Source organism: Gordonia sp. LUNF6 (genome assembly GCF_047041125.1).
Taxonomy (GTDB): domain Bacteria; phylum Actinomycetota; class Actinomycetes; order Mycobacteriales; family Mycobacteriaceae; genus Gordonia; species Gordonia sihwensis.
Genome location: NZ_CP178181.1, coordinates 705,316 through 729,429, shown reverse-complemented (window position 1 = coordinate 729,429; position 24,114 = coordinate 705,316). Strand labels below are relative to the sequence as shown.

Below are 24,114 nucleotides of genomic sequence, written 5' to 3'. Positions count from 1 at the left end.
CCAGCACCGTCCACCCGCGCTGTTCAGTTTCTGCACACGCACACCCCCTGGAAACGGGCGATAAATGATGCACGCCGCGCAGTGGTCCACATCACAGGCGGCAGAACCATCACACGCGCACCAGGAGGGTCCCATGACCGCAACGCTCGACTCCGCCCTGCTTCCCGAGGTCGCCGACTTCGTCTCCCGCGACCGCCAGATGCTCATCGGCGGACAGTGGGTCGACGCCGCGTCCGGCCGCACGTTCGCCACCGTCGATCCCGCGACCGGCCAGACCATCACCAATGTCCCGCACGGCGACGCCACCGACATCGACCGGGCGGTCGCCGCCGCCCGCGCCGCCTACGAGGGCCCGTGGGGTCGAATGAAGCCGAACGAGCGCGAGCGTCTGATCTGGCGCGTCGGCGACATCCTGTCCGAGCGCGCCCAGATCTTCGGTCAGCTCGAGGCCCTCGACAACGGCAAGTCCGTCGCCATCGCCACCGCCGTCGACGTCGGCTGGTCCGCCGACGTGTGGCGGTACAACGCCGGCCTGGCAACCAAGATCAAGGGCGCGTCGATCACCCCGTCGATGCCGTTCGCCGGACCGGACGCCGAGTTCCACGCCTACACCCGCCGAGAGTCCCTCGGCGTGTGCGGGCAGATCATCCCGTGGAACTTCCCGATCCTGATGGCCACGTGGAAGCTCGCCCCGGCGCTCGCCGCGGGCAACACCGTCGTGTTGAAGCCTGCCGAGCAGACGCCGCTCAGCGCACTGATGCTGGCCCAGGTCTTCGAGGAGGCAGGCTTCCCGCCCGGCGTGGTCAACGTCGTCACCGGTTTCGGCGAGGCGGGTGCCGCACTGTCGGCGCACATGGACGTCGACAAGGTGGCGTTCACCGGCTCCACCGAGGTCGGCAAGAAGATCGTGCAGGCCGCCACCGGCAACTTGAAGAAGGTCTCCCTCGAGCTCGGCGGCAAGAGCCCGAACATCGTGTACGCCGACGCCGACATCGAGGCCGCGGTCGCCGGATCGGTGGCCGCGTGGATGTTCAACCACGGCCAGTGCTGCGTCGCGGGCACCCGGCTGTTCGTGCAGCGCAGCATCTTCGACGAGTTCACGCAGGCTGTCGCCGACGCCGCGTCGCAGGCCAAGATCGGACCGGGACTCGACCCGACCACCGAGCTCGGACCGCTGGTCTCGCAGGAACAGTTCGACCGCGTCTCCCGCTACATCAACGAGGGTCTGGCCGACGGCGCCCGCGCCCTCACCGGCGGCAAGCGCTGGGGCGATCAGGGCTACTTCATCGAGCCGACCGTCTTCGTCGACGTGAAGCCGGAGTACTCGATCGTCGAGGAGGAGATCTTCGGTCCGGTCGTCGCCGCCCTTCCGTTCGACGACGAGGACGACGTCGCCCGCGCCGCCAACAACTCCGTCTACGGTCTCGCCGCGGGCATCTGGACCAAGGACATCTCGAAGGCACACCGGACCGCCGCGAAGGTGAAGGCCGGCTCGGTGTGGGTGAACCAGTACAACGGCTTCGACACCGCCCTCCCCTTCGGCGGCTTCAAGCAGTCGGGGTGGGGCCGCGAGCTCGGCGACTCCGCCCTCGACCTCTACACCCAGACCAAGTCCGTCAACATCGCTCTCTGATCAAAGGACCCCTCATGAAGACCAAAGCAGCAGTCCTCCTCGAGCCCGGCAAGCCCTTCGAGATCATGGAACTCGACCTCGACGGCCCCGGCCCGGGCGAGGTCCTCATCAAGTACACCGCCGCAGGCCTCTGCCACTCCGATCTCCACCTCACCGACGGCGACCTCCCGCCCCGCTACCCCATCGTCGGTGGTCACGAGGGCTCCGGAATCATCGAGGAGGTGGGCCCCGGCGTCACCAAGGTGAAGCCCGGCGACCACGTGGTGTGCAGCTTCATCCCGAACTGCGGCACCTGTCGCTACTGCTCCACGGGCCGGCAGAACCTGTGCGACATGGGCGCCACCATCCTCGAGGGCTCCATGCCCGACGGCACCTTCCGCTTTCACGGGAACGGCCAGGACTTCGGCGCCATGTGCATGCTCGGCACGTTCTCCGAGCGTGCCACCATCTCGCAGCACTCGGTCGTCAAGGTCGACGACTGGCTGCCGCTGGAGACCGCTGTCCTCGTCGGCTGCGGCGTCCCCTCCGGTTGGGGCACAGCGGTCAACGCGGGCAATCTGCGCGCGGGCGACACCGCCGTCATCTACGGCATCGGCGGCCTCGGCATCAATGCGGTTCAGGGCGCGGTCAGCGCGGGCTGCAAGTACGTGGTCGTCGTCGACCCGGTGGAGATGAAGCGCACCGAGGCGCTGAAGTTCGGCGCCACGCACGCCTTCGCGACCGCCGAGGAGGCGCAGGAGAAGGTGACCGAGCTGACCTGGGGCAAGGGCGCCGACGCCGCCCTCATCCTGGTCGGTACCGTCGACGTCCCGGTGGTCCAGGCGGCCACCGCTGTCATCGGCAAGGGCGGCAAGGTGGTCATCACCGGTCTGGCCGACCCCGCCAAGCTCACCGTCCAGGTCTCGGGTGCGGATCTGACGCTGAACCAGAAGACGATCATGGGCACGCTCTTCGGTTCGATGAATCCGCAGTACGACATCGTGAAGCTGCTGCGCCTGTACGACGCCGGTCAGCTGAAGCTCGACGAGCTGGTGACCCAGCGTTACTCACTGGAGGACGTCAATCAGGGCTACCAGGATCTGCGCGACGGGAAGAACATCCGCGGCGTGATCATGCACGAGTCGTAGGCCTCGTCCCCCCGAACTCCGCGGGCTCATCGGTGATCGACACCGGTGGGCCCGCGGTTTCCATTCGCCGGTCGCCAGGAGGATGTCCTCCCGCCGTGCGTCAGGCCGGGTGCCCCGGTTCGAGGTCGTCGACGTCGGCCAGTCCCGCCAAGCCTCCGCGCCCGCCGGCCGACCCGCCGCCGGCGACCGGAGCGAGGACGTGGCACGTGTGGTCGCCGACGTCGTGCCGAGCCAGCACTCGGCCGACGAACCAGGCCTCGGCGTCGGACAGGATCGGCACGCCGTGCGGTCCCGGAACCCATCGACAGCGCTCGAACTTGTCGACCTCGTCCCCGGTCTCTCCGCCGAACAGTCGCACCAGATCCAGGTGCTCGCGGGAGACCACGTGCACACCGAGGTGACCGGTCGCCGCGGCGATGGGATAGGTGTGGTTCTGTCGCGAGATCCCGGCCACGAACCGCTCCGGTTCAATACTCATCTGCGCGGCGAAACCCACCAGGCAACCCGCTCGGCGACCGTCGGCGGCTGCCGTCACCAGGTAGACGGATGAGTCGATCGAGGCCATCATCGCTTCGAAACCGCGCACCGGACCGTCGTCCATGCCCGCCCCTTCTGCTCGCGCGTGGCCGTTACCCGGCCACCACGACCGACCCTACGCCGCGGCGGGCCCGACTACGCTCTGTGCATGTCCGGCACCCGCGCGCAGCCGACCCGAGAGGAACAGGCTGCGGTTCTGAAGGAGTCCATCTATCTCGTCTTCGCGACGCTCTCGGTGACGCTGGCGATCCGAGCGCACGGGGACGTGAGCGCCCCCGCCGCGCTGGCCACCCTCGCCGTGACGCTCGGAGGCACGGTGCTCGCCGTCTTCACCGCAGACGTCCTCGCTCACACGGTGGTCCACGGCGTGATGATGAGCCGTCACGAGTTCGCGCACGCCGTGCGGACGAGTTTCGGCGCGCTGTCGTCGGTGACGCTGCCCTTCGTGTTCCTCTGTGTCAGCCTGATCACCGGCTGGGACGTGAACGCGGCGCTGCTCGCGTCGACGATCGCCCTCACCGTCGCCCTGGTCCTGATCTGCGCGAGAGCCGTACATCGGGTGGGCCTCAGCTGGAAGCAGCAGGTGGTGATGCTGACGATCGAAGCCGCGCTGGCGCTGGCAGTGATCGCCCTGCAGGTGATGGCGCACTCCTGACCCGAGCCCCGGCGCGATCAGTCCAAGGCCGCGGTCAGCTGCTCCACCCACGCCGCCTGGACCCCGGCGCGTCTGCGCGAATCGTCGGTCAGCGTGTCGGCCAGGCCGAAGCCGCGGGCGAGGTCGAGGGTGATCTGCGCCAGCCGGTAGGCCTGCGGGCGGGTCCCGTCGGGGTCGAGTCCGGAGACGACGAAGGCGTGTGCCGCTCGGCCCATCTTGGCCTCCAGCGGACGGATCACGTCGGCGAGGGCGGGATCGGACGCCGCGGCGGCCCACACCTGAAGCGCGGCCTTGAACGACGTTCCCGTATAGATCGAGACGGCCTGCTCCACCACCGCGGCGATCCGGCCCGGGCCCGACGGGATGCTCTCCAGTGAGTGTCCGACGTCCTCGGTCATGTCGTCGTACATCTGCTCGATGACCGCGGTGAACAACGCCTCCCTCGTCGGAAAGTGATGTTGCGCCGCGCCTCGTGAGACACCGGCCTCCTCCGCGACCTTCGCGACCGTCGTCGCGGCCCAGCCACGGGTCGCGAGCAAGTCGACAGTCGACGCCAGCAGCCGCTCCCGAGTGGCTCGGGACCGGTCCTGCTGCGGTTCACGGAGTGGCGCGTTCATCAGCGGCTAGTGTCCCACTCCGGTCGACGCTTGCTGAGGAAGGCCGTCATTCCCTCCCGCGCCTCGTCGGACGCGAACAGTCGCATCGACTCCTCGGCGCGCGCCTGCGCCTGCACGTCGAAGCCGTCGAGCAGCGCCGCGGTGGTCAGCTTCTTGCTCACCGACAGTCCTTGCGGGGACGCCTTGCGGATGCCTTCCAGCACACTGTCGAGTTCAGCGGCGAGGTCGTCGTCCGTGGCGCAGGCGGCGGTCACCAAGCCGATTCCGGCCGCGGTGTCGGCGCCGAACTTCTCTCCGGTCAGGAAGTATCGGCCGGCTGCCCGGGCGGACATCTTGGCCAGCAACGGGATCGAGATGATCGAGGCCGCAAGGCCGAGCCTGGACTCGGTGAGAGCGAAGGTGGCGGCCGGTCCGGCGAGCGCGATGTCGGCCGCGCCGACCAACCCCAGTCCACCGGCACGGACGTGTCCGTCGGCGACGACGATCACCGGCTTGTCGAGTTCGAGGACGGTGCGGATCAGTCCGACCATCGCACGACCGCCCTCGGCGGTCGCCTCCTCGGGGCTCAGACCGCGCTTGAGCGCCTCCCCCAGATCCGCGCCCGCACAGAACGTCCCGCCGGTGTGCGTCAGCACGACCGCCCGAATCTCCTCGTCGGTCGCGGCATCGAACGCCGTCTGCAGCTGCGCGACGAGCGCCGAGCTGAGCGCATTGCGGTTGGCGGGTGAGTCGAGCGTGACGGTGAGGACGGACGCGTCTACGGCGGTGTGGACGAGGATGTCGTCGGTCATGGTTCTCCTTCTGAAGGTCGATGAGGAAGGCCCGTACTCGGCTGGTCGCAACTACCGGATTGTCGATTCTCCGCGAACGAAGCGAGTCGGGCGTATCGAGACCGCGCAGGTCAACGGCCTCGATACGCTCCTCACTCTGTTCCTCGCTACTCGACGAACCTGAAAGGGCGAGAGCCGCAGTCGAAACCCCGCGACGTCCGCTGGAAAGGGCGGCGAAACGGGATCAGTACGACTTCGGCAGTCCCAGGCTCGTCTGCGCGACGAAGTTCAGGATCATCTCGCGGCTCACCGGAGCGATGCGCGTCAGGCGCGACAGCGGGAGCAGCGCGGCCAGACCGTATTCGACGGTGAGACCGTTGCCGCCCAGGGTCTGGATGGCCTGGTCGACGATCTTGGCGGTGGCCTCGCCCGCCGCGTACTTCGCCATGTTGGCGGGGACCGCGGCGCCCCAGTCGTCGCCCGCGTCGTACAGGGTGGCGGCCTTCTGCATCATCAGCTTGGCCATCTCGAGCTCGATCTTGCCCTGCGCGAGAGGATGAGCGATCGCCTGGTGCGCCCCGATCGGCGTCTTCCAGACGGTCCGATCGTTCGCGTACTCGACGGCGCGGTCGAGCGCGTAGCGGCCCATGCCGATCGCCGACGCGGAGGCCATGATCCGCTCCGGATTGAGACCGGCGAAGAGCTGACTCAGCGCGGCGTCCTCGGATCCCACCAGCGCGTCGGACGGGAGCCGGACGTCGTCGAGGAAGAGGGTGAACTGCTTCTCCGGGTTCAGCATCTCCATGTCGATGATCTGATGCTCGAAGCCCGGTGTGTCGGTGGGCACGATGAACAGCGCGGGCTTGAGCCTGCCGGTCTTGGCATCCTCGGTCCGCGCCACGATGAGCACCGCCTGCGCTTGGTCGACGCCGGAGATGAAGACCTTGCGGCCGTTGAGGATCCAGTCGTCGCCGTCACGGCGAGCGGTGGTCGTGATCTGATGCGAGTTCGATCCGGCGTCGGGTTCGGTGATGCCGAAGGCCATGGTGATCGAGCCGTCGGCGAGGCCCGGGATCCACCGCTGCTTCTGGTCGTCGGTTCCGAAGCGGGCGATGATGTTGCCGCAGATGGCCGGCGAGACGACCATCATGAGCAGCCCGCTGCCGCCGGCGGCGAGTTCCTCCATCACGATCGCGAGCTCGTACATTCCGGCGCCACCGCCGCCGTACTGCTCCGGCAGGTTGACGCCGATGAAGCCGAGTTCGCCGGCCTCCTGCCACAGTTCGTCGGTCTTGCGTCCCTGTCGGGCGCAGTCGCTGAAGTACTGCTGGCCGTACTTCTTCACCAGCGCGGCCACGGCCTCGCGCAGCGCTGTCTGCTCTTCGGTCTCGATGAAACTCATTGGGGCTCCTGGAGTTCGGTTGGAGATAGGTCTGGTCCCGCGAGGGCTCACTCCGCGGATGGTTCCTCTTCGGTGATCACGGCGAGCACATCGCCCACCGAGAGCTGCCGTCCCGGCTCCACCGCGAGGACGGACACCACGCCGTCGGCGGGTGCTTTGATGGTGTGCTCCATCTTCATCGCTTCGAGCCACAGCAGCGGCTGTCCGGCCGTCACGCGATCGCCTTCGGCCACCGCCACCCGGATCACCGAACCGGGCATCGGCGCCAGCAGCGAACCGGGCCGTTCCACGGACGCCGGGTCGACGAACCGCGGTGCGCGGGTCAGTGTCACCGATGCGCCCGGCCAGTCGACGAACACCCGGTCGCCGACCGCGCTCACCTCGTAGCGGCGCACCACGCCGCCGCGCGAGAGCACCACCTCGGTGGGCTCGACGGACTCCACGGTCGCATCGTCCAGATCGGGCAGTTCGGCTCGCCCGTCGCGCCCGAAGCGATACCGCGCCACGATCTCGGTCCCATCGGCGGCGAGGTAGGTCTTGCGCTGGTAGTCGGAGGCGATGTTGCGCCAGCCCGACGGCGCCGCCGGGACCGCACGGGCGTCGGCGCGGTTGCGCGCCGACTGCGCCAGCGCCGCGACGGTCGCCGCCACCACGTCCGCGCCGTCGCCGGCGAGCGGCCGCGACAACTCGGCGATCCGCTCGTCGCTGAGGTAGCCGGTGTCGGTCGCGCCGGCGAGGAAGTCGGCCTCGCGCAAGGTGTTCACGAGCATGTCGCGGTTGGTGACGACACCGTGGATGCGCGCGTCCGAGAGGGCACGGGCCAGCACGGCCGCCGCCTGGTCGCGGTCGGGAGCCCAGGAGATCACCTTGGCGAGCATCGGATCGTAGAAGGTCGAGATCTCGCTGCCGTCGGTGATTCCCGAGTCCACGCGGACCCCGGGCCGCTCCAGCAGCCCGAACCGGGTGGCGGCGGGGAGGTCGATGCGCGCGACGGTGCCCGACTGCGGCTGCCAGTCGTGCGCGGGATCCTCGGCGTAGAGCCGCACCTCGATCGCGTGGCCGACGCCGCCCGCCGGAGCGGTCGCCGGAATCTGTCCCAGCGGCTCGCCCCGGGCCACGCGCAGCTGCCACTCCACGAGGTCGACGCCGGTGGTCAGCTCGGTGACCGGATGCTCCACCTGCAGTCGCGTGTTGGTCTCCAGGAAGAAGAACTTGCCGGTCTCGTCGGCGAGGAACTCGACGGTGCCCGCGCCTCGGTAGCCGATCGACTCGACCGCCTTGCGCGCGGCCGCGAAGAGCTTGTCGCGCATGTCGGCACCGATCCGCTCCACGAGCGGTGCCGGAGCCTCTTCGACCACCTTCTGATGCCGGCGCTGGATCGAGCATTCCCGCTCGCCGACCGCCCAGATCTGGCCGTGGTCGTCGGCCATCACCTGGACCTCGATGTGGTGGCCGCGCTCGATGTACGGCTCGCAGAACACGGTCGGATCGCCGAACGCCGACTCCGCTTCGCGCCGGGCCGCGGCGACGGCGTCGCTCAACTCGCCCAGTTCGCGGACGATCCGCATGCCGCGTCCGCCGCCGCCCGCGGAGGCTTTGATCAGCAGCGGAAGATCATCGGCGGTGACCGATTCGGGATCGATGTCCTTGAGCACCGGCACACCGGCGCCCTCCATCAGCGCCTTCGCGTTCACCTTGGAGCCCATCGCGGTGATCGCGGCGGGCGGCGGACCGATCCACGTCAGTCCGGCGTCGATCACGGCTTGCGCGAACTCGGCGTTCTCCGAGAGGAATCCGTACCCGGGATGGATCGCGTCCGCGCCCGCCGCCTGTGCGGCGGCGATGATCTTCTCACCGCGCAGGTACGTCTCGGCCGAGGTGGAACCCGGCAGTCGGACCGCGGCGTCGGCGGCCCGCACATGCGGGGCGTCGGCGTCTGGATCGGAGTACACCGCGACGGTGCGCAGGCCCATCGTGACGCAGGTGGTGAAGACCCGGCACGCGATCTCGCCGCGGTTGGCGACGAGCACGCTGGTGATCGGCTTCTGAGAGATGGCTGTAGTCATGTGCAGATTCCTCACATCCGGAAGACGCCGAAGTTGCTGGTGCCCTCGACCGGGGCGGACGCGATGGCCGAGAGCGCCTGGCCGAGCACCGTCCGGGTGTCGCGCGGGTCGATGACGCCGTCGTCGTAGAGCATCCCGGACAGGAACATCGGCACCGACTCGGCCTCGATCTGCGCCTCGATCATGGCGCGCATTCCGGCGTCGGCCTCCTCGTCCACGGTGCCGCCGCGTGCCTCGGTGGCCGCACGGGAGACGATCGAGATGACGCCCGCGAGCTGCGCGGCGCCCATCACCGCACTCTTGGCGCTGGGCCACGCGAACAGGAAGCGGGGGTCGTACGCCCGGCCGCACATGCCATAGTGGCCCGCTCCGTAACTCGCGCCCATCAGGATCGAGATGTGCGGCACCGTCGAGTTCGACACCGCGTTGATCATCATCGAGCCGTGCTTGATGATGCCGCCCTGCTCGTATTCCTTGCCGACCATGTAGCCGGTGGTGTTGTGCAGGAACAGCAGCGGCGTGTTGCTGCGGTTGGCCAGTTGGATGAACTGAGTGGCCTTCTGCGATTCGGCCGAGAACAGCACGCCCTGCGCGTTCGCGAGGATACCGACCGGGTAGCCGTGGATCCGGGCCCAGCCGGTGCACAGCGAGGTGCCGTACTCGGGTTTGAACTCGTCGAAGTCGGAGTCGTCGACGACGCGCGCGATCACCTCGCGCGGGTCGAAGGGGATCTTCAGATCGGGAGGAACGATGCCGAGCAGCTCCTCCGGGCTGTACCGGGGTTCGCGGACCGGCTCGGCGATCGGCTCCGGTCCCTGCTTGCGCCAGTTGAGGCGGGCGACGATCCGCCTGCCGATCCGCACCGCGTCCTGCTCGTCGGCCGCGAGGTAGTCGCCGAGTCCGGAGACGCGGGCGTGCATCTTGGCGCCGCCCAGTTCCTCGTCGTCGCTCTCCTCACCCGTGGCCATCTTGACCAGGGGCGGGCCGCCGAGGAAGACCTTGGAACGGTCCTCGATCATCACGACGTGATCGCTCATTCCGGGGACGTAGGCACCGCCCGCCGTGGAGTTGCCGAAGACCAGTGCGATGGTCGGGATGCCCGCCGCCGACAGTTGCGTCAGATCGCGGAACATCCGTCCGCCGGGGACGAAGACCTCTTTCTGCGTCGGGAGGTCGGCACCGCCGGACTCCACGAGCGAGATGACCGGGAGCCGGTTCTGCCGGGCGATGTCGTTGCACCGGAGGATCTTCCGCAGCGTCCACGGGTTAGAGGTGCCGCCCTTGACCGTCGGATCGTTGGCGACGATCAGGCATTCGGTGCCTTCGACGACGCCGATGCCGACCACCACCGAGGCGCCCACAGTGAACTGCGAGCCGTACGCCGCGAGCGGGCAGAGTTCCAGGAAAGGCGAATCCTCGTCGACCAGCAGCTCGATTCGCTCGCGCGCGGTCATCTTCCCGCGTTTGCGGTGCCGCTCGACGTACTTCTCGCCGCCGCCGGCGAGGACTTTGCGGAACTCCAATTCGAGTTCGGCCAGTTTGGCGTTCATCGCCTCGACGTTGGCCGCGAACTCCGCCGACGAGGTGTCGATCTTGCTCCTCAGAACCGTCATGCCTGGTACCCCAATCGCTTCGCCGCCAGTCCGGTCAGGATCTCGTTGGTGCCGCCGCCGATGCCGATGATGCGCATGTCGCGGTACTGGCGTTCCACCTCCGACTCCCGCATGTAACCCATTCCGCCGTGCAGTTGGACCGCCTTGTTCGCCACCCACTCGCCCGCCTCGACAGCGGTGTTCTTCGCGAAGCAGATCTCGGCGATGAGGTCGTCGCCCGACGACACCTTCCGTTCGACGACCGCCCGGGTGTAGGTCCGCGCCACGTCGATCCGGCGTGCCATCTCCGTGACCGTGTCCTGCACGGACTGCCGGGAGATGAGCGGCTTGCCGAAGGTCTCCCGGTTCCGCACCCAGTCGAGGGTCAGGTCCAGGCACCGCTGCGCGCTCGCGTACGCCTGGGCCGCCAGCGAGGCGCGCTCGGTGACGAAGGCCTGCGCGATCTGCGCGAAGCCGGAGTTCTCGGCACCGACGAGGTTCGCGGCCGGCACGCGGACGTCGGTGAACGACAGTTCCGCGGTGTCGGAACTGAGCCAGCCCATCTTGTCGAGCTTGCGCGCCACCTCGAATCCCGGCGTGCCCTTCTCGATCACCAGCAGCGAGACTCCCGCGGCGCCGGGCCCTCCGGTCCGGACCGCCGCGACGACGAAGTCGGCACGCACCGCCGAGGTGATGAATGTCTTGGAGCCGTTCACCACGTAGTGGTCCCCGTCGCGCACGGCGCTGGTGCGCAGGTGGCCGACGTCGCTGCCGCCACCGGGTTCGGTGATCGCGAGGCTGCCGATCTTCTCGCCCGCCAGGGTCGGCCGGACCCACTTGTCGATCTGGGCCGGGTCGTTCGCGGCGATCAGATGCGGCAGCGCGATGCCGTGGGTGAACAGCGAGGCGAAGACGCCGCCCGCGACGCCCTGACAGTGCAGTTCCTCCACCAGGATCATCGAGTCGATCAGGTCGCCGCCGCTGCCGCCGATCTCCTCCGGCACGCCGAGACCGAACAGTCCCAGTTCGGCCGCGGCCAGGTGTGTCTCGCGCGGAATCAGTCCCTCGCGCTCCCACTCGTCCTGATACGGCAGAATGTGCCGCTTGGCGAAACCGGCGATACTCGCGCGGAGTTCACGCCGTTCCGGTGAATCCCAGATGTCACTGGCGATGGGCACGGATCAGTTCCCTTCTGTCTTGCTGAAACGGGTCGGGATCGGTACCACGCGCGAGCGCAGCCACTCTCCCAGCCCCTTGGCCTGCGGATCGAAGCGGACGTTCTCGGCGACGCCGCGCCCGAGCACCTGCTCGATCACGAAGTTGACGGCCCGCAGATTCGGAAGCGGGTACCGATGCACGGTCAGGTCCGCGACCTCCGGCAGCAGTTCCTTGAGCTTGGCGACGCTGAGCGTCTCGTCGAGCCATGCGTACTCGTCGTCGGTCCGGGCCCAGAGCCCGATGTTGGCGCTGCCGCCCTTGTCCCCCGATCGGGCACCGGCCACGGTGCCGAGCGGAAGGTCGACGGTCTCGCCCCAGTCGGTCGACGACGCCGCCGCCGGGACGCTCTCGTCGACGATCGGTTCCGCGCGAAGCGGCGACGGATCGATTCGCACGGTGACCCCGTCGGGCTGGTTCACCTGGTGGGGAACCAGCGCGGCGTCGACGTAGCCGGGCTCGAAGACGCCGTACGGCGAACCGTTGCCGGGAGGTGCGGTGAGGGTGAAACCCGGGTAGCTCGCGAGCGCGAGTTCGACTGCCGCACCGGTGAACTGCCGTCCGGCCTTCTTGGGGTCGGTGTCGCGGGCCACGCAGCGCAGCATCGCGCTGGCCTGCTCCTCGGTGTCGGCGTCGGGACGGTCGAGGCGGACCAGCTCCCAGGTGAGTTCGGCGGGACGCTGCCCGAGCGCGGCCTCGAACTGCTTCTGGAACAACTCGGCCTTGGCCTCGATGTCGAGGCCGGTGAGCACCACCTCGAACTCGTTGCGGATGCCGCCCAGATGATTGAGCGAGACCTTCAGGTCCTTCGGCGGCGCCTCTCCCCGCACCCCGCTCACCCGCACGCGGTCGGTGCTCTCCTGCGCGAGTTCGACGGTGTCGATCCGCGCGGTCGCGTCGGGGTTGTAGTACCGCGGCCCGCCGATCTCGTAGAGCAGTTGCGCCGTGACCGTTCCGACCTGCACCGCGCCGCCCGTGCCCTCGTGTTTGGTGATGACCGAACTGCCGTCGGCGTGCACCTCGGCGATGGGGAAGCCGAGCCACGTCATGTCCGGGATCTCGGTGAAGAACGAATAGTTGCCGCCGGTGGCCTGGGCGCTGCACTCGATGATGTGCCCGGCCACCACCGCACCCGCGAGCTGATCGAGGTCTTCGTAGCCCCAGCCGAAGACCGACGCCGCCGACCCGACCACCAGCGAGGCGTCGGTGACACGGCCGGTGACGACGATGTCGGCGCCCGCGTCGAGCGCTGTCTTGATACCGAATCCGCCGAGGTAGGCGTTGGCCGTGATCGGTGATCCCAGCCCGAGTTCACCCGCCCGCCCGACGATGTCGTCACCGTTGACGAAGGCGACCCGGCGATCCACGTCGAGGCGGTCGACCAGTTCCCTGAGCGCCACCGCGAGGCCGTGCGGGTTGAGTCCGCCGGCGTTGACGACCACCTTGACGTCCTTCTCGGCGACGAGGTGCAGGTTCTCCTCCATCTGCCGCAGGAAGGTCTTCGCGTAACCGAGGTCGGGGTTCTTCATGCGGTCACGGCCGAGGATCAGCATGGTGAGTTCGGCGAGGTAGTCGCCGGTGATGAAGTCGAGATCGCCGCCTTCGAGCATCTCGCGGACCGCGCTGAAGCGGTCGCCGTAGAAGCCGGAGACGTTGCCGATCCGGACCGGACGCGATGCGTCGGACATCATTCCTCCTGGTGTTTCACGCGTGTGGGTGCGGGTGCGGCCGGCGCTCAGGACCTCTGGGGCGCTCGGCCGGCGCCGGGAGGTCCGGCGAAGGCCTGGGCTATCCGCGACCACGCGGCGGCCTCGTCGCCGATGAACTCGAGGTTCAGATCGTCGAGGTGCCGTCGCTGAGTCACGAGTTCGCAGAAGTCCACCGCCGGGCCGCGGACGATGTCGGTCGCGTCTTCCGGTCCCCACGTCCACAGCCGGCCCGACGGCGCGGTGATCTCGTAGCGGAACGGTTCGGCCGGGGCGTCGAGCCCGTTGACCAGGTAGGCGAAATCGCGGGTTCGGACCCCGAGGTGCACCACGTTCTTGATGCGGTCGCCCTCGGGACGCTTCACACCGAGCGCGTCGGCGACGTCGAGACCGTGTGCCCAGGTCTCCATCATCCGCGCGGTCGCCATCGACGCCGCGGACATCGGCGGACCGAACCACGTGAGCTTGGTGCCCTCCGGGACCGCGACCAACGCACCGCCGAGCCGGTCGCGCGTCTTGCGCCAGTCAGCCAGGAGTTCGGCGGGCGGCCTGGCCGCCTCGGTCTCCGCTGCCGCGTCCACGAAGCCCGACGGGTCGCCCATCGCCTGCTCGACGAGGTCGCCGAACCCCGCGGGATCGGTGATCGACAGCAGGGACACGCGGTCGGTCCAGTGCAGGTGACCGATCTGGTGCGCCACCGTCCACCCCTGGGCCGGCGTCGGGGTGGCCCACTGTTCGTCGGAGAGCTCCGCGACGAGGCCGTCGAGGGATTCCGATTCCGCCTGCAATGCCTGAACGAGTTCATCGACGATCGCCATGCGCCCAGCGTCACACGGATCGGCAAACAAATCAAGCGTGAATGATTGTTTCTCTTCCGGACCCCGCGCGAGTGGCACCGGTCTCATCCGAGTCCGCGAGTTTCGCCCCGCGCGCTGTCCCCTGATAGGACGGACCCATGACGAGTCACGCCCCGCCGATCGCCGACCCGTTCACCACGTTCGCCATCGGCCGGGACACCGACGTCGACGCACCGGTGTTGGTCCAGAAGCTCGGCAGCGGCGTCACCGATCACCGCGGCCTCATCGAACTGCCGGCTCTCACGGTGCTCTTCGACGACGTCGGTGGCGTTCCCTTCTACCGGCTCGACGCCGCGTCGTCGTCGATGCAGGCACGGCTCACGATGTCGATGGTGCGGCGTCCCGCGCCCCACGACGTGCTCCGCGCGAGCGCCGACCTCCGCATGCACGACGACGCGTTCGGCACCACGTCGGTCACCATCGCCGGGTCCGCGGGTGAGACGGTGTGCTTCGGCACCGCTCGCAACGTCCGGGTCGGTCGTCCCACCAGCGGCGACCTTCAGTGGCATCCGGAACAGCCCGCACCCGACGGCGTACCCGCGGTCGAGCGGATCGACCCGTCCCTCTCCGGTGCCGAGGTGGTCGCGAAGCTGATCGACGGTTCGCTCCCGATGGGCCCGATCTCAGAGATCCTCGACGGCGGCGTCACGGGAACCGGCGACGACGGCTCCGTCGACGTGCAGTTCACCACCGCACCGTGGATGCGCAACCTCATGGGCACCATGCACGGCGGAGTGATCGCCGCGATGCTCGCCCAGGCGTGCTCGTTCGGAGCCCAGCGCAATGTCCGCGCCGGCGGCGGCTACCAGCTGATCGACTTCACCTGCGAATTCCACCGGTCGCCCGTCGTCGACGGCCGCCGCGTGCGCATCGACGTCGTGCCGGTCAAGCTCGGGCGCCGTCTCTGCCTCTTCGACGCCCGCATGTACGACGGCGACCGACTCCTCGGACGGGCGACGGCCGACGCGCGCTTCGACGTCTGACGTCGCGCCTGCCGGCGACAGATCCCCCGTCCGGGACGGGGGTTTCGTCGCCGAGCCTCGCGTCCGCGATGCCGCGGGGAGGATCCCGAACCGCGACAGCTGCCGTCGCAGCAGCGGCACCATCTGCCCGAACGCCAAGTGTTCGGTCGTCCACCGCACCACGTGCAGATCGGGCGCGCAGTTCGTCCTCGCGCAGCTTCTCGGCGATCACCACGTCGTCAGCCGGCTGATCCGGCTTCCGCATCTCCCGCCGGTACTTCCCGAAACCGTCGAACTCCGCCACCACGGACCCATCCCAGTCGTAGTCGCAGATCGCCGTCCGGCCGCTCGGCAGACGGTAGCGGGTCTGAAGCTCGGGAACTGGCAGTCCGGCCTCGATCATCTGTGCCCGCCCCACGACTCGCCGGGGTTGTCCGACCGCCCGTCCGCATGACGCAGCGCCCGACGCGCCCGGGCGACTCCGCGCCGCGGCCGTGCGAGCTCCGCGAGCAGTACGCCGCGATCCGCACCGAGCCGCAGTGCGCTGTCCATGACCGACAGGGCCCGCGGAAAGTCCGGCACCGAGAGCGCCACGTCGACCGCGGTCCGCGAGATCGACGTCACCGCGAGCCCATTGACCTCGACGACCTCGTCGTCGCGCAGTCCCCCGCTGTGTATCACGCGGTGGGGTCGACGGTGACCGCCGTTGCTGCGACCGTTGGTGAGGTGAATGCTCGTGAGATCGGGACGCAGAGTCCCGAGCCCGAGGACTGCGGCCGCAGACTCGTGACTGAGCACGTTGCCGCAGTCGCGGGCGGTTCCGACAGCGGCCGCCACGCACCGGAGCCGATAGCGGTCCCGCAGCGCCTGCCCCGGGTCCGGACCGAGCGACTCACGCGTCACGTACACGCCCCGTCCCACCGGTATCAGCGTGTGTCTGCGAACGGCCTCCCGGATCTCGCGTTCGGTGACTCCGGAATCCAGGGCGACGCCGCGCCAGATGAGTCCGTATCGATCTGCAGGCCACATATCTCTTTAGACGCGACCGGGCCCAAGACGGTTCCATCCGCCGTCCACAGCCCACGATCCGCCATCCGCAGCAGCGCCACTCAGCGACAGATCCCCCGTCCGGGACGGGGGATCTGTCGCCGAGCCTCGCGTCTACCCGAGGCACACGTCCACAGGCGCGCCCCTCTCCTCACACCACCGAGAGCGGCAGGGGCTTCGACGGACCGCGGTCGGCGAAGGTGAACGACGACCCGGCCGAGAAGCGCACGATGGCGACCTCGTCGCACTCGGGCTGCGGATCGCCGCGGCCGACGGTCACCACGAGTTCGTCGCCGTTCACGGCACTCTCTTCGACGACCCACGTCGGCTCGACCGCCCGCACCGCCGACGCGATCGCACCGAGCCGGCCCGCGGCCAACAGCCGCATCCACGCGCCGTCCTCCACCGCAGGCGAATCCACTCGAATGCGCACGCGAACGCCGTCACCGTCTTCGCGCACCTGCGCGACCACCCCCGTGTACTGCTCGGGGCCGAACACCGGGTGCGCGTTCAAAACGCCGGCGAGCGCCGTCGCGTCGGACCGACCGTCGAACAGCGCGGCCGACAATCGTTCGGCGGTGATCCCCGCGATGCCGATGAGCTGCTTCTCGAGGATCTCGTCCGCGCGCGCAGCATCGGTCCGGCGTCGCACGGATGCCAGGAATCCGATCGCGAGCAATTGGTGCTGCAAGGCCGTCTCCTCCGCGATCCGCACCAGTGCGGAGGTGGAGAACTCGTCGAAGGCCAGGTCCTCGACGAGCGGACCGCGGTAATCGGCGAGACCGTCGCCGGCGGACCCGTCGATCGGGCTGAGGGCGATCGACGCCGCCCGGGTTCGCAGAGTCGGCTCGGTGACCTCCGGCAACGGAAGCTCCTCGCGGTCGGGCTCGATCGTCACCGTCCACTCGCAGTGCGGCGTCCGGCCCGCGGGTACGCGGGGCGGTCGGTGCACCGGACGGATCCGCGCGCGCCGATTGGTCGCTATGGCGGTCGCATCGAATGTCGGATCCTCGATGTCGTGGCACATGGCCGTCACGTACTCGTCGCCCATCGGCTCCACGTCGAGAAGCGCGCCGCAGTGATCGAGCACGAACGAGCCGTGGTACCGATCGACGATCCGGTAGCGGAAGTCCATGAACTGCGGCGGCGCACCGATATCGAGCTGCAGGCATTTGAACATGTCCTCGACCCCGTCGCCCTCGATCCCGAGCGCGGTCCGCATCCGCCCCGTGTACACCGGGCTGGCCGCCATCCACTCCTCGATGGCGACCTGGGTCATGCCCTCGCGGCCGAACGCCGCGATCAGGTGTGCCATCCCGGACCGATCGATCAGCTGGCCCGACAGCAGCGACTCCGGGACCAGAGCCACCAACTGCGCGCGGGTCAGTCCGGCCAGGCTCACGGCAGGTCCCACAGGCCGACGGGCGACTGCCCGAGCGGATACCAACCGGGCAGGTTCCCCGGCGCGGACTTCTCGATGCGCTTGAGCATGCCGTCACTGCAGGCTTGATCGGTCAGCATCTCCAGGAACAGTGCCGAGACGTTCCCGAAGTCGAAGAAGTCGCGCTGCCAGCCGAACTGGAAGTTCCCCGCGTAACGGAACCAGCTCCCGCCGATGCCGTGCACCGCGTAGTGGGAACCGTCGGCTCGAGTGCTGACGTCAATCGGCCCGCTCACTGGGTTCCCGGCGCCGGAGTACACCTGGCGCCACAGCCCGATCATGTCGCCGGTCCGCTCGTCGATCACCCACGCCTGGTACGGATACTCCCAGCCCTCCAGGCCCTCCATCTCCTGGCCGAGCGCGATCTCTCGGATCTCGTCGCGGCCCACGGCCATGAAGTCCTTCTCCGGACCGTAGTTCCAGCCGTAGGTGGCGTCCTCGGTGTAGAAATCCGCGAGCGGGCGCCAGTCGCCCGCCTTCTCGGCTTCGACGTTGGCATCCAGCCAACGCTGCTTCATCTCGTCCAGTTCGGCACGGGGAAAAGCCATGTCATTCCTCCACGATCTTCAGTGCTTGGGTCGGGCAGAACCGAACAGCGGCCTCCACTTCGGCGCGCTGCGATTCGTCAGGGTTCTCGTTCAGGATCGTCACCGCGTCACGGCCCGCCTCGAAGACGTCGGGGGCTTCCAACTCGCACATCCCGTGTCCCTGACACAGATCCAGATCGACGACGACGCGCATCACCGCTCCCGCCGCCGATAGGCGACGCGGCACGGCTGCTGCAACTGCACGACCATCTTGGAATGGTCGTTGCGGTAGCTGTCCGGCTCCTGAACCAGGGAGAACTCATAGTTGCGCAGCAGCACCGAGAAGATCGCCTTCAACTGCATCATCGCGAACTGCGCGCCGACGCAGCGATGCCGTCCGGCACCGAACGGGATCCACGTCCAGCGATTGACCAGATCCTCCTGCCGCGGCTGCTCGTACCGAGCGGGATCGAAGGAGTCCGGGTCCGGAAAGTCCTCCGGCAGCCGGTTCGAGACCGCAGGCGAGACCGCGATCGACTGTCCGGCGCGAACCGTGACCCCGCCGACCTCGAAGTCCTCCTGAACCAGGCGCATCAGGATGATCAGCGGCGGATGCAGTCGCAGCGCCTCCTTGATCGCGCCTTCCAGCTTCGGGATCTGACGCATCGCAGCGAAGCTGTACTCGACGCCGTCCGAGTAGATCCCGTCGAGTTCGCCGACGACCTCGGCGAGATGGTCCGGATGTTTGAGCAGTTCGATCAGCGTCCACGCCGCCGTCCCCGAAGTGGTGTGGTGGCCCGCGAACATCATCGAGATGAAGATGCCGGTCACGGTGTCCGGACTGAACATCTGCGAACCGTCGTCGTTCTTCAGCGACACCAGCACGTCGAGCAGATCCCGGTCGGCGGAGTCGGCCGGCGGGTTCGCGATACGGCGGTCCATCACGCCGCCGATGAACTCTACCAACTCGGCGCGCGCGGCGTCGCGTCGGCGGAAACTCTCGATGTCGGCGTGCATGTCGACGTAGGCGATCGGGTCGGTGCCCTTCTCCAGCTCGTGATAGAGGTGCGCGATGTGGCCCGACAGCTCTTCGCGGAACTTGCGTCCGATCAGGCACGACGACGAGGTGTACAGCGTCAGTTCGGCGAAGAAGTCGAGCAGATCGATTTCGCCGGCGTCGCCCCAGCCGGCGATCATCCGTTCCACCTCGTCGGGGATGGTGACCGCGTGCTGCTTCATGTGCGCCCCCTTGAGCGCCTGATTGTGCAGCATCTCGCTGCGCCGCTCGGGACTGGTGTCGAAGACGACGCCCTCACCGAAGATCGGAGTCATGAAGGGGTACGCGGCGCCCTGATCGAGCACCTCGTCGGGCGCGCGGAAGAACTCTTCGTTCGCGGCCGCACCGCTCACCAGGACCACCTCCCGGTCGGCGAGCTGGAACATCCCGACGTCGCCGTGCTCGGCCCGGACACGCCGGAACAGGCCGATCGGATCGGTGGCGAGCTCGTCGAGGTGTCCGTGCTCGCCCTCTCCGCCGGATACGCGGATCGATGCTGCAGGGTCGGAGGATGCTGCGTGCTCGGAGGATGCTGCGCGGTCAGAGGGTTCAGTGTGAGATGCGCTCGTGGTCATGCCGGTGCTCCTTCCGAATGCGCGACCGGTTCGGGCTGGGCGGGGGTGGACGATTCCGGCGGTACGAGCTCGCCCTCGGCTTCGACGTCGACCGATCGCATGTGCGCGCCGGGCGGCATCGAGATCATCGCCATGACAGCCGAAGCCAGATTCTCGGGTGTGAGGAAGTTGCCGTGCCGGGCCAGGCCGAACGCGATCCAGTCGTTGAGCATCGCCTCGGTCTGCTTCTGATCGAGATTCATGCCCATGCCCGTGATCGTCTGGCCGGGCCGCACCAGACCGGCGCGCACCCCGGTGCCCTCCAACTCCATGTCGATGGTGGCGACCATGCCCTCGACACCGCATTTGGCGGCGACGTACGCCGACGACCACGGACGCGGGTGGGCGACGACGTCGGAACTGATGAACACGATGTCGCCACGGCGGCGCGCGATCATCGCGGGCGCCACCGCGCGGTAGAGCCGGTACGCGCCGACCAGGTGCACATCGATCTGCGCCGCCCACTCGTCCACCGGCATCTCGTGGGCTCGGCCGATCTGGAGATCGCCGGCACCGGCGACCACCACTTCGAGGGGACCCAGCGCCTCCTGCGCCGCGTCGACCGCGTTCCGGACGGAGTCGTCGTCGGTCACGTCGAGCGCGACGGCGGCCGCTTCACCTCCGTCGGCGACGATCCGTGCGGCAGTCGCGGCGCACTTCTCCACACGGCGTGCGCCGAGGGCGACCGGATGGCCGGCCGTGGCGAGGGCCAGGGCGGTGGCCTCGCCGATGCCGGACGAGGCACCGGCGACCAGCACGGGCCGACGTTCGGGATGGGGCTGAAATCTCATCGGGGGACCACTTTCATCGGGAGGGACGCGAAACCGCGGACGTTCACCGAGTGCACGCGTTCGGCGGCGTCGAGGTCGACGTCGAAACTCTTGACGGTTCGGGCGATCTCGGCGAGGCCGAGGTCGGCCTCGAGTCGGGCCAGGTGCGCTCCCAGGCAGAAGTGCGTGCCGAGTCCGAACGAGAGGATGGTGCGGCTGCTGTCACGGCCGATGCGGTACTGGTCCGCGTCCGGCCCGAAGACCTCTTCGTCTCGATTCGCCGAACCGATCAGCAGCAGCACCCGATCGCCCGCGGGAATGGTGTAGCCGCCGTATTCGACGTCGTCGACCACGCGCCGCAGCAGCATCTGCGTGGAGGTGTCGAACCGGAGCGTCTCCTGGACCCAGTCCCCGACGACGGCCGCCGGATCGGCGCCCGCGCCGACCTCATCGAGGATCCCCGCCACCTGCCCCCCGCTGCGATGACCCCAGTAGACGGAATTCGCCAGCAGCTTGGTGGTGGTCTCGTTGCCCGCGACCACCATGAGCATCATGAAGCCGATGATCTCCTGGTCGGTCATCGTGGTGCGCTCGCCCTTCGCCGCGGCCACCCCGTCTCCGACGAGTTCGGCGCCGATCAGCGCGGAGACGAGGTCGTCGCCCGGGCGTCTGCGGCGGTCGGCGAGCAGCTCCGCGTAATAGCCGTGCAACTCCAGGTAAGCGCGCACAGCGGCTTCGGGGACATCGGTGACGCCCTCCTCCCGGTGGATCAGCAGATCCGACTGCCGTCGCAGGTATGCGCGGTCGGACGGCCCGACCCCGAGCAGCTCCGAGACCACGTCCATCGGCAACAGTCCGGCGAAGTCGTGGACGAAGTCGAACTCCCCCATCTCCACGCAGCGCGCCCAGTGCCGACTCGTCAGCTCGTGGATCCGAGGTGCAAGCTCGCTGACCCGGCGCGGCGTGAATCCCTTCGATACGAGCTTGCGCAGGCGCAGGTGGCGCGGGTCGTCCATCGCCAGGAAGCTCATCGCGTACTCGGCGTTCTCGTTGTACGAGGTCGGATCCATCGAGACGCCCCAGCTGTTCGACAGCCGCACGTTGTCGCGGAAGGCCTCGGAGACGTCGTCGTGCCGGGCCAGCGCCCAGAAGTCGCCGTCGGTGTTGCGGTACACCGGCGCGTCGCGGCGCAGCCGCGCGTAGGTCGGATACGGGTCCTCGTGAAAGTCGTAGTCGTACGGGTCGAACGGAATCGACTCCTGCATTCCGGTGTCGGTGACGGTCAACGTCTCATTCCCATCAATCGTTGAAGAGCAGTGCGGCGGCCGCGACCAGCCGCTCGGATGTCGCTTCGTAGGTCAGGTGTCCCATGCCGGCGGTGACGAGTCCGCCTGCGTAGAGCATCTGCAGGGCGTCCACCACCCGAGGGGCATCGGGGTGGTCGTCACCGACCGCGGCGGCGAGGCGGTCGTGAATGAACCCGCCGATCCGCCACCGCAGGTGCTCGGAGTCCGGGTCGCTGCCCAGCAGCGCGACGGTGACGGCTCCGCCGAGCTGTCCCTCTCCGGCGACCACGGTCGAGACTCCGCGCAGCACCTGCGCCACGCGCTCGGCCCGGGGCAGGGAGGCGTCCACCTCGGGCACTCCGGCGGCCAGACGCCGCCAGAACACCTCCGCCACCAGGTGACTCTTCGAGCTGAAATACGTGTAGGCGGTGGCCGGCGCCACCCCCGCGCGCTTCGCGACGTCACGCACCGAGAGCGCATCGAAGCCGTCCGCGGCGAGGATCTCGACGGCCGCCTCGGTCATCTTGGTGATCTTCTCGGCCTGCTGCGGACTCAGGCGCCGCCGGGTGGACTCGGCCGCGACACCGGCGGACTCGACTGGGGTGGACATGTGACGCACGCTACTCTACGGTTGAACCGAAGTCCAGACACCTGTCCAGATGGAGTTCTGACAATGACCCGAGCGAGCCTCCCACTCAGGCCCGACACCGCCACCGACCTGCTCGTCGACGGCGCCCTGATCCCCGGTTCCGGCGGCGTCTTCGACGTCGTCAACCCCGCTACGGAGGAGGTGATCGGCCAGGCGGCCGAAGCCACCGCGTCCGACATGGATCGGGCGATCGAGGCCGCCCGCCGAGCCTTCGATCGGACCGACTGGTCGCGCGACCACGCCTTCCGCGCCCACTGCCTGCGGCAACTGCGCGACGCACTGCTCGCGCACGCGGACGAACTGCGGGAGCTGACGGTCGCCGAAGTGGGCTGTCCCACGTTCCTGACGCACGGCCCGCAGCTGGTGGGGCCGATCACCGATCTCGGGTACTTCGCCGACCTCGCCGAGAGCTATTCGTGGATCACCGATCTCGGCGAGGCGAGCCCGATGGGCATCAAGAACCGGCGAGAGCTGCGCGCCGAGGCGATCGGTGTGGTCGGCGCGATCACACCGTGGAACTTTCCGCACCAGATCAACTTCGCCAAGATCGGTCCGGCGCTCGCCGCCGGCTGCACCGTGGTCCTGAAGCCGGCCCCGGACACCCCGTGGTGTGCCGCGCTGGTCGGGAAGGTGATCGCCGAGGAGACCGACTGCCCTCCGGGCGTGGTCAACATCGTCACCTCCACCGACCACGCACTCGGTGAGCAACTGTGCACCGACCCCCGCGTCGATCTCGTCTCGTTCACCGGTTCCACCGACACCGGCCGCAGGGTGATGGCCGCCGCCGCGCCCACGCTCAAGAAGGTCTTTCTGGAACTCGGCGGCAAGTCGGCCTTCATCGTGCTCGACGACGCCGACCTTGCAGCCGCCTGTTCGATGGCGGCGTTCTCCGTCGTGACTCACGCCGGGCAGGGCTGCGCCATCACCACCCGTCTGCTGGTGCCGCGCGAGAAGCTCGCGGCCGCCGTCGAACTCACCAAGAACGCGATGGCGGGCCTGTCCGCGGCGGACCCGACGGACCCGGGAACGGTCTGCGGACCGCTCATCTCCGCTCGGCAGCGGGAGCGCGTCGAGAACTACCTGCGTCTGGCACGCGAGGAGGGCGGCGTGATCGAGATCGGCGGTGGCCGGCCCGCCGGACTGGACCGCGGTTTCTTCGTCGAACCGACGCTCATCTCCGGCGTCGGCAACTCCGCTCGCGTCGCACAGGAGGAGATCTTCGGCCCGGTGCTGGTGATCATCCCGCACGATGGCGACGACGACGCGATCGATCTCGCCAACGACTCCCCCTACGGACTGTCGGGCGCCGTGTGGGGCACATCGCCGGAACGGGTGAACGCTGTGGTCGACGGCGTCCGCACCGGGACGATGGGCGTCAACGGCGGCATCTGGTACTCCGCCGACGTCCCGTTCGGCGGCTACAAGCAGAGTGGAATCGGGCGAGAGATGGGCCGCGCCGGTTTCGAGGAGTACCTCGAGATCAAGGCGGTCGCCACACCCGTATAGGGAGGTCGGCCCCTCGCGCTCCCACCTCTCCCGCCGGCCTGCCCCGCCCGCTGCCCACCTCTCCCGCTGGCCTGCCCC

At 68.7% G+C, this 24,114-nt stretch carries 22 protein-coding genes; 5 read left to right on the top strand and 17 right to left on the bottom strand.

What is annotated here, in order from left to right; all coding sequences use genetic code 11:
* Window positions 1-133: 133 nt before the first annotated feature.
* A complete protein-coding gene (locus ACK8HH_RS03465) occupies window positions 134-1,633 on the top strand; it encodes an aldehyde dehydrogenase family protein (RefSeq protein ID WP_045539619.1) in 1,500 nt (499 codons plus the stop codon).
* Between the two features lie 14 nt (window positions 1,634-1,647).
* Entirely contained in the window at window positions 1,648-2,760 is a 1,113-nt protein-coding gene (locus tag ACK8HH_RS03460; protein ID WP_006894463.1) for an NDMA-dependent alcohol dehydrogenase, read from the top strand.
* A gap of 100 nt (window positions 2,761-2,860) precedes the next feature.
* Here the strand turns inward: ACK8HH_RS03460 and ACK8HH_RS03455 are convergent, their stop codons facing one another.
* Window positions 2,861-3,361 carry a flavin reductase family protein gene (locus ACK8HH_RS03455; RefSeq protein WP_045539621.1) on the bottom strand — a complete coding sequence of 167 codons (501 nt, stop codon included), beginning with the start codon at window positions 3,359-3,361 and terminating at the stop codon, window positions 2,861-2,863.
* 84 nt (window positions 3,362-3,445) lie between these two features.
* Between ACK8HH_RS03455 and ACK8HH_RS03450 the strand changes: the two genes are divergently transcribed.
* The gene (locus ACK8HH_RS03450) at window positions 3,446-3,952 is read left to right on the top strand and encodes a hypothetical protein (protein ID WP_045539623.1); all 507 of its coding nucleotides are present in this window, start codon (window positions 3,446-3,448) and stop codon (window positions 3,950-3,952) included.
* Window positions 3,953-3,969: 17 nt separating this feature from the next.
* Here the strand turns inward: ACK8HH_RS03450 and ACK8HH_RS03445 are convergent, their stop codons facing one another.
* From ACK8HH_RS03445 to ACK8HH_RS03410, 8 genes are all read right to left on the bottom strand, one after another.
* Window positions 3,970-4,569 carry a TetR/AcrR family transcriptional regulator gene (locus ACK8HH_RS03445; protein ID WP_006894459.1) on the bottom strand — a complete coding sequence of 200 codons (600 nt, stop codon included), beginning with the start codon at window positions 4,567-4,569 and terminating at the stop codon, window positions 3,970-3,972.
* On the bottom strand, window positions 4,569-5,360 hold the full coding sequence (locus tag ACK8HH_RS03440; protein WP_062367394.1) for an enoyl-CoA hydratase family protein: 792 nt from the start codon (window positions 5,358-5,360) through the stop codon (window positions 4,569-4,571). The genes ACK8HH_RS03445 and ACK8HH_RS03440 overlap by 1 nt, the downstream gene beginning before the upstream one ends.
* Before the next feature lie 223 nt (window positions 5,361-5,583).
* Window positions 5,584-6,741, bottom strand: a complete 1,158-nt coding sequence (locus ACK8HH_RS03435; protein WP_006894457.1) for an acyl-CoA dehydrogenase family protein — start codon at window positions 6,739-6,741, stop codon at window positions 5,584-5,586.
* A gap of 47 nt (window positions 6,742-6,788) precedes the next feature.
* Window positions 6,789-8,807, bottom strand: coding sequence for a biotin carboxylase N-terminal domain-containing protein (locus ACK8HH_RS03430; RefSeq protein WP_006894456.1), 2,019 nt, complete (start codon window positions 8,805-8,807; stop codon window positions 6,789-6,791).
* 11 nt (window positions 8,808-8,818) lie between these two features.
* Entirely contained in the window at window positions 8,819-10,420 is a 1,602-nt protein-coding gene (locus ACK8HH_RS03425; RefSeq protein WP_412475535.1) for an acyl-CoA carboxylase subunit beta, read from the bottom strand.
* Complete coding sequence (locus tag ACK8HH_RS03420; RefSeq protein ID WP_045536648.1) at window positions 10,417-11,577, bottom strand: acyl-CoA dehydrogenase family protein; 1,161 nt, start codon at window positions 11,575-11,577, stop codon at window positions 10,417-10,419. Before ACK8HH_RS03420 ends, ACK8HH_RS03425 begins: the two co-directional genes overlap by 4 nt.
* Window positions 11,578-11,580: 3 nt before the next feature.
* Window positions 11,581-13,302, bottom strand: a complete 1,722-nt coding sequence (locus ACK8HH_RS03415) for an acyclic terpene utilization AtuA family protein (RefSeq protein WP_412475711.1) — start codon at window positions 13,300-13,302, stop codon at window positions 11,581-11,583.
* A gap of 47 nt (window positions 13,303-13,349) precedes the next feature.
* On the bottom strand, window positions 13,350-14,138 hold the full coding sequence (locus ACK8HH_RS03410) for a TIGR03084 family metal-binding protein (protein WP_062367396.1): 789 nt from the start codon (window positions 14,136-14,138) through the stop codon (window positions 13,350-13,352).
* 137 nt (window positions 14,139-14,275) lie between these two features.
* Between ACK8HH_RS03410 and ACK8HH_RS03405 the strand changes: the two genes are divergently transcribed.
* Complete coding sequence (locus ACK8HH_RS03405) at window positions 14,276-15,160, top strand: PaaI family thioesterase (protein WP_045536644.1); 885 nt, start codon at window positions 14,276-14,278, stop codon at window positions 15,158-15,160.
* Between the two features lie 378 nt (window positions 15,161-15,538).
* On the opposite strand, the gene ACK8HH_RS03400 is transcribed toward ACK8HH_RS03405, so the two are convergent.
* From ACK8HH_RS03400 to ACK8HH_RS03365, 8 genes are all read right to left on the bottom strand, one after another.
* Window positions 15,539-16,168 carry a hypothetical protein gene (locus ACK8HH_RS03400; protein WP_231875719.1) on the bottom strand — a complete coding sequence of 210 codons (630 nt, stop codon included), beginning with the start codon at window positions 16,166-16,168 and terminating at the stop codon, window positions 15,539-15,541.
* 169 nt (window positions 16,169-16,337) lie between these two features.
* On the bottom strand, window positions 16,338-17,588 hold the full coding sequence (locus tag ACK8HH_RS03395) for a hypothetical protein (protein ID WP_006894449.1): 1,251 nt from the start codon (window positions 17,586-17,588) through the stop codon (window positions 16,338-16,340).
* On the bottom strand, window positions 17,585-18,175 hold the full coding sequence (locus ACK8HH_RS03390) for a nuclear transport factor 2 family protein (RefSeq protein ID WP_006894448.1): 591 nt from the start codon (window positions 18,173-18,175) through the stop codon (window positions 17,585-17,587). Before ACK8HH_RS03390 ends, ACK8HH_RS03395 begins: the two co-directional genes overlap by 4 nt.
* A gap of 1 nt (window position 18,176) precedes the next feature.
* A complete protein-coding gene (locus tag ACK8HH_RS03385; RefSeq protein WP_045536639.1) occupies window positions 18,177-18,368 on the bottom strand; it encodes a ferredoxin in 192 nt (63 codons plus the stop codon).
* Window positions 18,368-19,786: a cytochrome P450 gene (locus tag ACK8HH_RS03380; protein WP_346074713.1), complete on the bottom strand. Its 1,419-nt coding sequence runs from the start codon at window positions 19,784-19,786 to the stop codon at window positions 18,368-18,370. Before ACK8HH_RS03380 ends, ACK8HH_RS03385 begins: the two co-directional genes overlap by 1 nt.
* Window positions 19,783-20,616 carry an SDR family oxidoreductase gene (locus ACK8HH_RS03375; protein WP_062367397.1) on the bottom strand — a complete coding sequence of 278 codons (834 nt, stop codon included), beginning with the start codon at window positions 20,614-20,616 and terminating at the stop codon, window positions 19,783-19,785. Before ACK8HH_RS03375 ends, ACK8HH_RS03380 begins: the two co-directional genes overlap by 4 nt.
* Entirely contained in the window at window positions 20,613-21,860 is a 1,248-nt protein-coding gene (locus ACK8HH_RS03370) for a cytochrome P450 (RefSeq protein ID WP_062367422.1), read from the bottom strand. Before ACK8HH_RS03370 ends, ACK8HH_RS03375 begins: the two co-directional genes overlap by 4 nt.
* Window positions 21,861-21,894: 34 nt before the next feature.
* The gene (locus ACK8HH_RS03365) at window positions 21,895-22,491 is read right to left on the bottom strand and encodes a TetR/AcrR family transcriptional regulator (protein WP_006894443.1); all 597 of its coding nucleotides are present in this window, start codon (window positions 22,489-22,491) and stop codon (window positions 21,895-21,897) included.
* Window positions 22,492-22,554: 63 nt separating this feature from the next.
* On the opposite strand from ACK8HH_RS03365, the gene ACK8HH_RS03360 reads away from it, so the two are divergent.
* Window positions 22,555-24,036, top strand: coding sequence for an aldehyde dehydrogenase (locus ACK8HH_RS03360; RefSeq protein ID WP_412475534.1), 1,482 nt, complete (start codon window positions 22,555-22,557; stop codon window positions 24,034-24,036).
* Window positions 24,037-24,114: the final 78 nt, after the last annotated feature.

What these genes read in the sequence shown, in the direction of transcription:
- ACK8HH_RS03385 (WP_045536639.1), bottom strand. Translation starts at nt 18,368, where the DNA reads ATGCGCGTCGTCGTCGATCTGGATCTGTGTCAGGGACACGGGATGTGC.
- ACK8HH_RS03375 (WP_062367397.1), bottom strand. Translation starts at nt 20,616, where the DNA reads ATGAGATTTCAGCCCCATCCCGAACGTCGGCCCGTGCTGGTCGCCGGT.
- ACK8HH_RS03435 (WP_006894457.1), bottom strand. Translation starts at nt 6,741, where the DNA reads ATGAGTTTCATCGAGACCGAAGAGCAGACAGCGCTGCGCGAGGCCGTG.
- ACK8HH_RS03445 (WP_006894459.1), bottom strand. Translation starts at nt 4,569, where the DNA reads ATGAACGCGCCACTCCGTGAACCGCAGCAGGACCGGTCCCGAGCCACT.
- ACK8HH_RS03360 (WP_412475534.1), top strand. Translation starts at nt 22,555, where the DNA reads ATGACCCGAGCGAGCCTCCCACTCAGGCCCGACACCGCCACCGACCTG.
- ACK8HH_RS03450 (WP_045539623.1), top strand. Translation starts at nt 3,446, where the DNA reads ATGTCCGGCACCCGCGCGCAGCCGACCCGAGAGGAACAGGCTGCGGTT.
- ACK8HH_RS03425 (WP_412475535.1), bottom strand. Translation starts at nt 10,420, where the DNA reads ATGACGGTTCTGAGGAGCAAGATCGACACCTCGTCGGCGGAGTTCGCG.
- ACK8HH_RS03400 (WP_231875719.1), bottom strand. Translation starts at nt 16,168, where the DNA reads ATGTGGCCTGCAGATCGATACGGACTCATCTGGCGCGGCGTCGCCCTG.
- ACK8HH_RS03370 (WP_062367422.1), bottom strand. Translation starts at nt 21,860, where the DNA reads ATGCAGGAGTCGATTCCGTTCGACCCGTACGACTACGACTTTCACGAG.
- ACK8HH_RS03405 (WP_045536644.1), top strand. Translation starts at nt 14,276, where the DNA reads ATGACGAGTCACGCCCCGCCGATCGCCGACCCGTTCACCACGTTCGCC.
- ACK8HH_RS03455 (WP_045539621.1), bottom strand. Translation starts at nt 3,361, where the DNA reads ATGGACGACGGTCCGGTGCGCGGTTTCGAAGCGATGATGGCCTCGATC.
- ACK8HH_RS03460 (WP_006894463.1), top strand. Translation starts at nt 1,648, where the DNA reads ATGAAGACCAAAGCAGCAGTCCTCCTCGAGCCCGGCAAGCCCTTCGAG.
- ACK8HH_RS03365 (WP_006894443.1), bottom strand. Translation starts at nt 22,491, where the DNA reads ATGTCCACCCCAGTCGAGTCCGCCGGTGTCGCGGCCGAGTCCACCCGG.
- ACK8HH_RS03390 (WP_006894448.1), bottom strand. Translation starts at nt 18,175, where the DNA reads ATGGCTTTTCCCCGTGCCGAACTGGACGAGATGAAGCAGCGTTGGCTG.
- ACK8HH_RS03380 (WP_346074713.1), bottom strand. Translation starts at nt 19,786, where the DNA reads ATGACCACGAGCGCATCTCACACTGAACCCTCTGACCGCGCAGCATCC.
- ACK8HH_RS03440 (WP_062367394.1), bottom strand. Translation starts at nt 5,360, where the DNA reads ATGACCGACGACATCCTCGTCCACACCGCCGTAGACGCGTCCGTCCTC.
- ACK8HH_RS03415 (WP_412475711.1), bottom strand. Translation starts at nt 13,302, where the DNA reads ATGTCCGACGCATCGCGTCCGGTCCGGATCGGCAACGTCTCCGGCTTC.
- ACK8HH_RS03465 (WP_045539619.1), top strand. Translation starts at nt 134, where the DNA reads ATGACCGCAACGCTCGACTCCGCCCTGCTTCCCGAGGTCGCCGACTTC.
- ACK8HH_RS03410 (WP_062367396.1), bottom strand. Translation starts at nt 14,138, where the DNA reads ATGGCGATCGTCGATGAACTCGTTCAGGCATTGCAGGCGGAATCGGAA.
- ACK8HH_RS03430 (WP_006894456.1), bottom strand. Translation starts at nt 8,807, where the DNA reads ATGACTACAGCCATCTCTCAGAAGCCGATCACCAGCGTGCTCGTCGCC.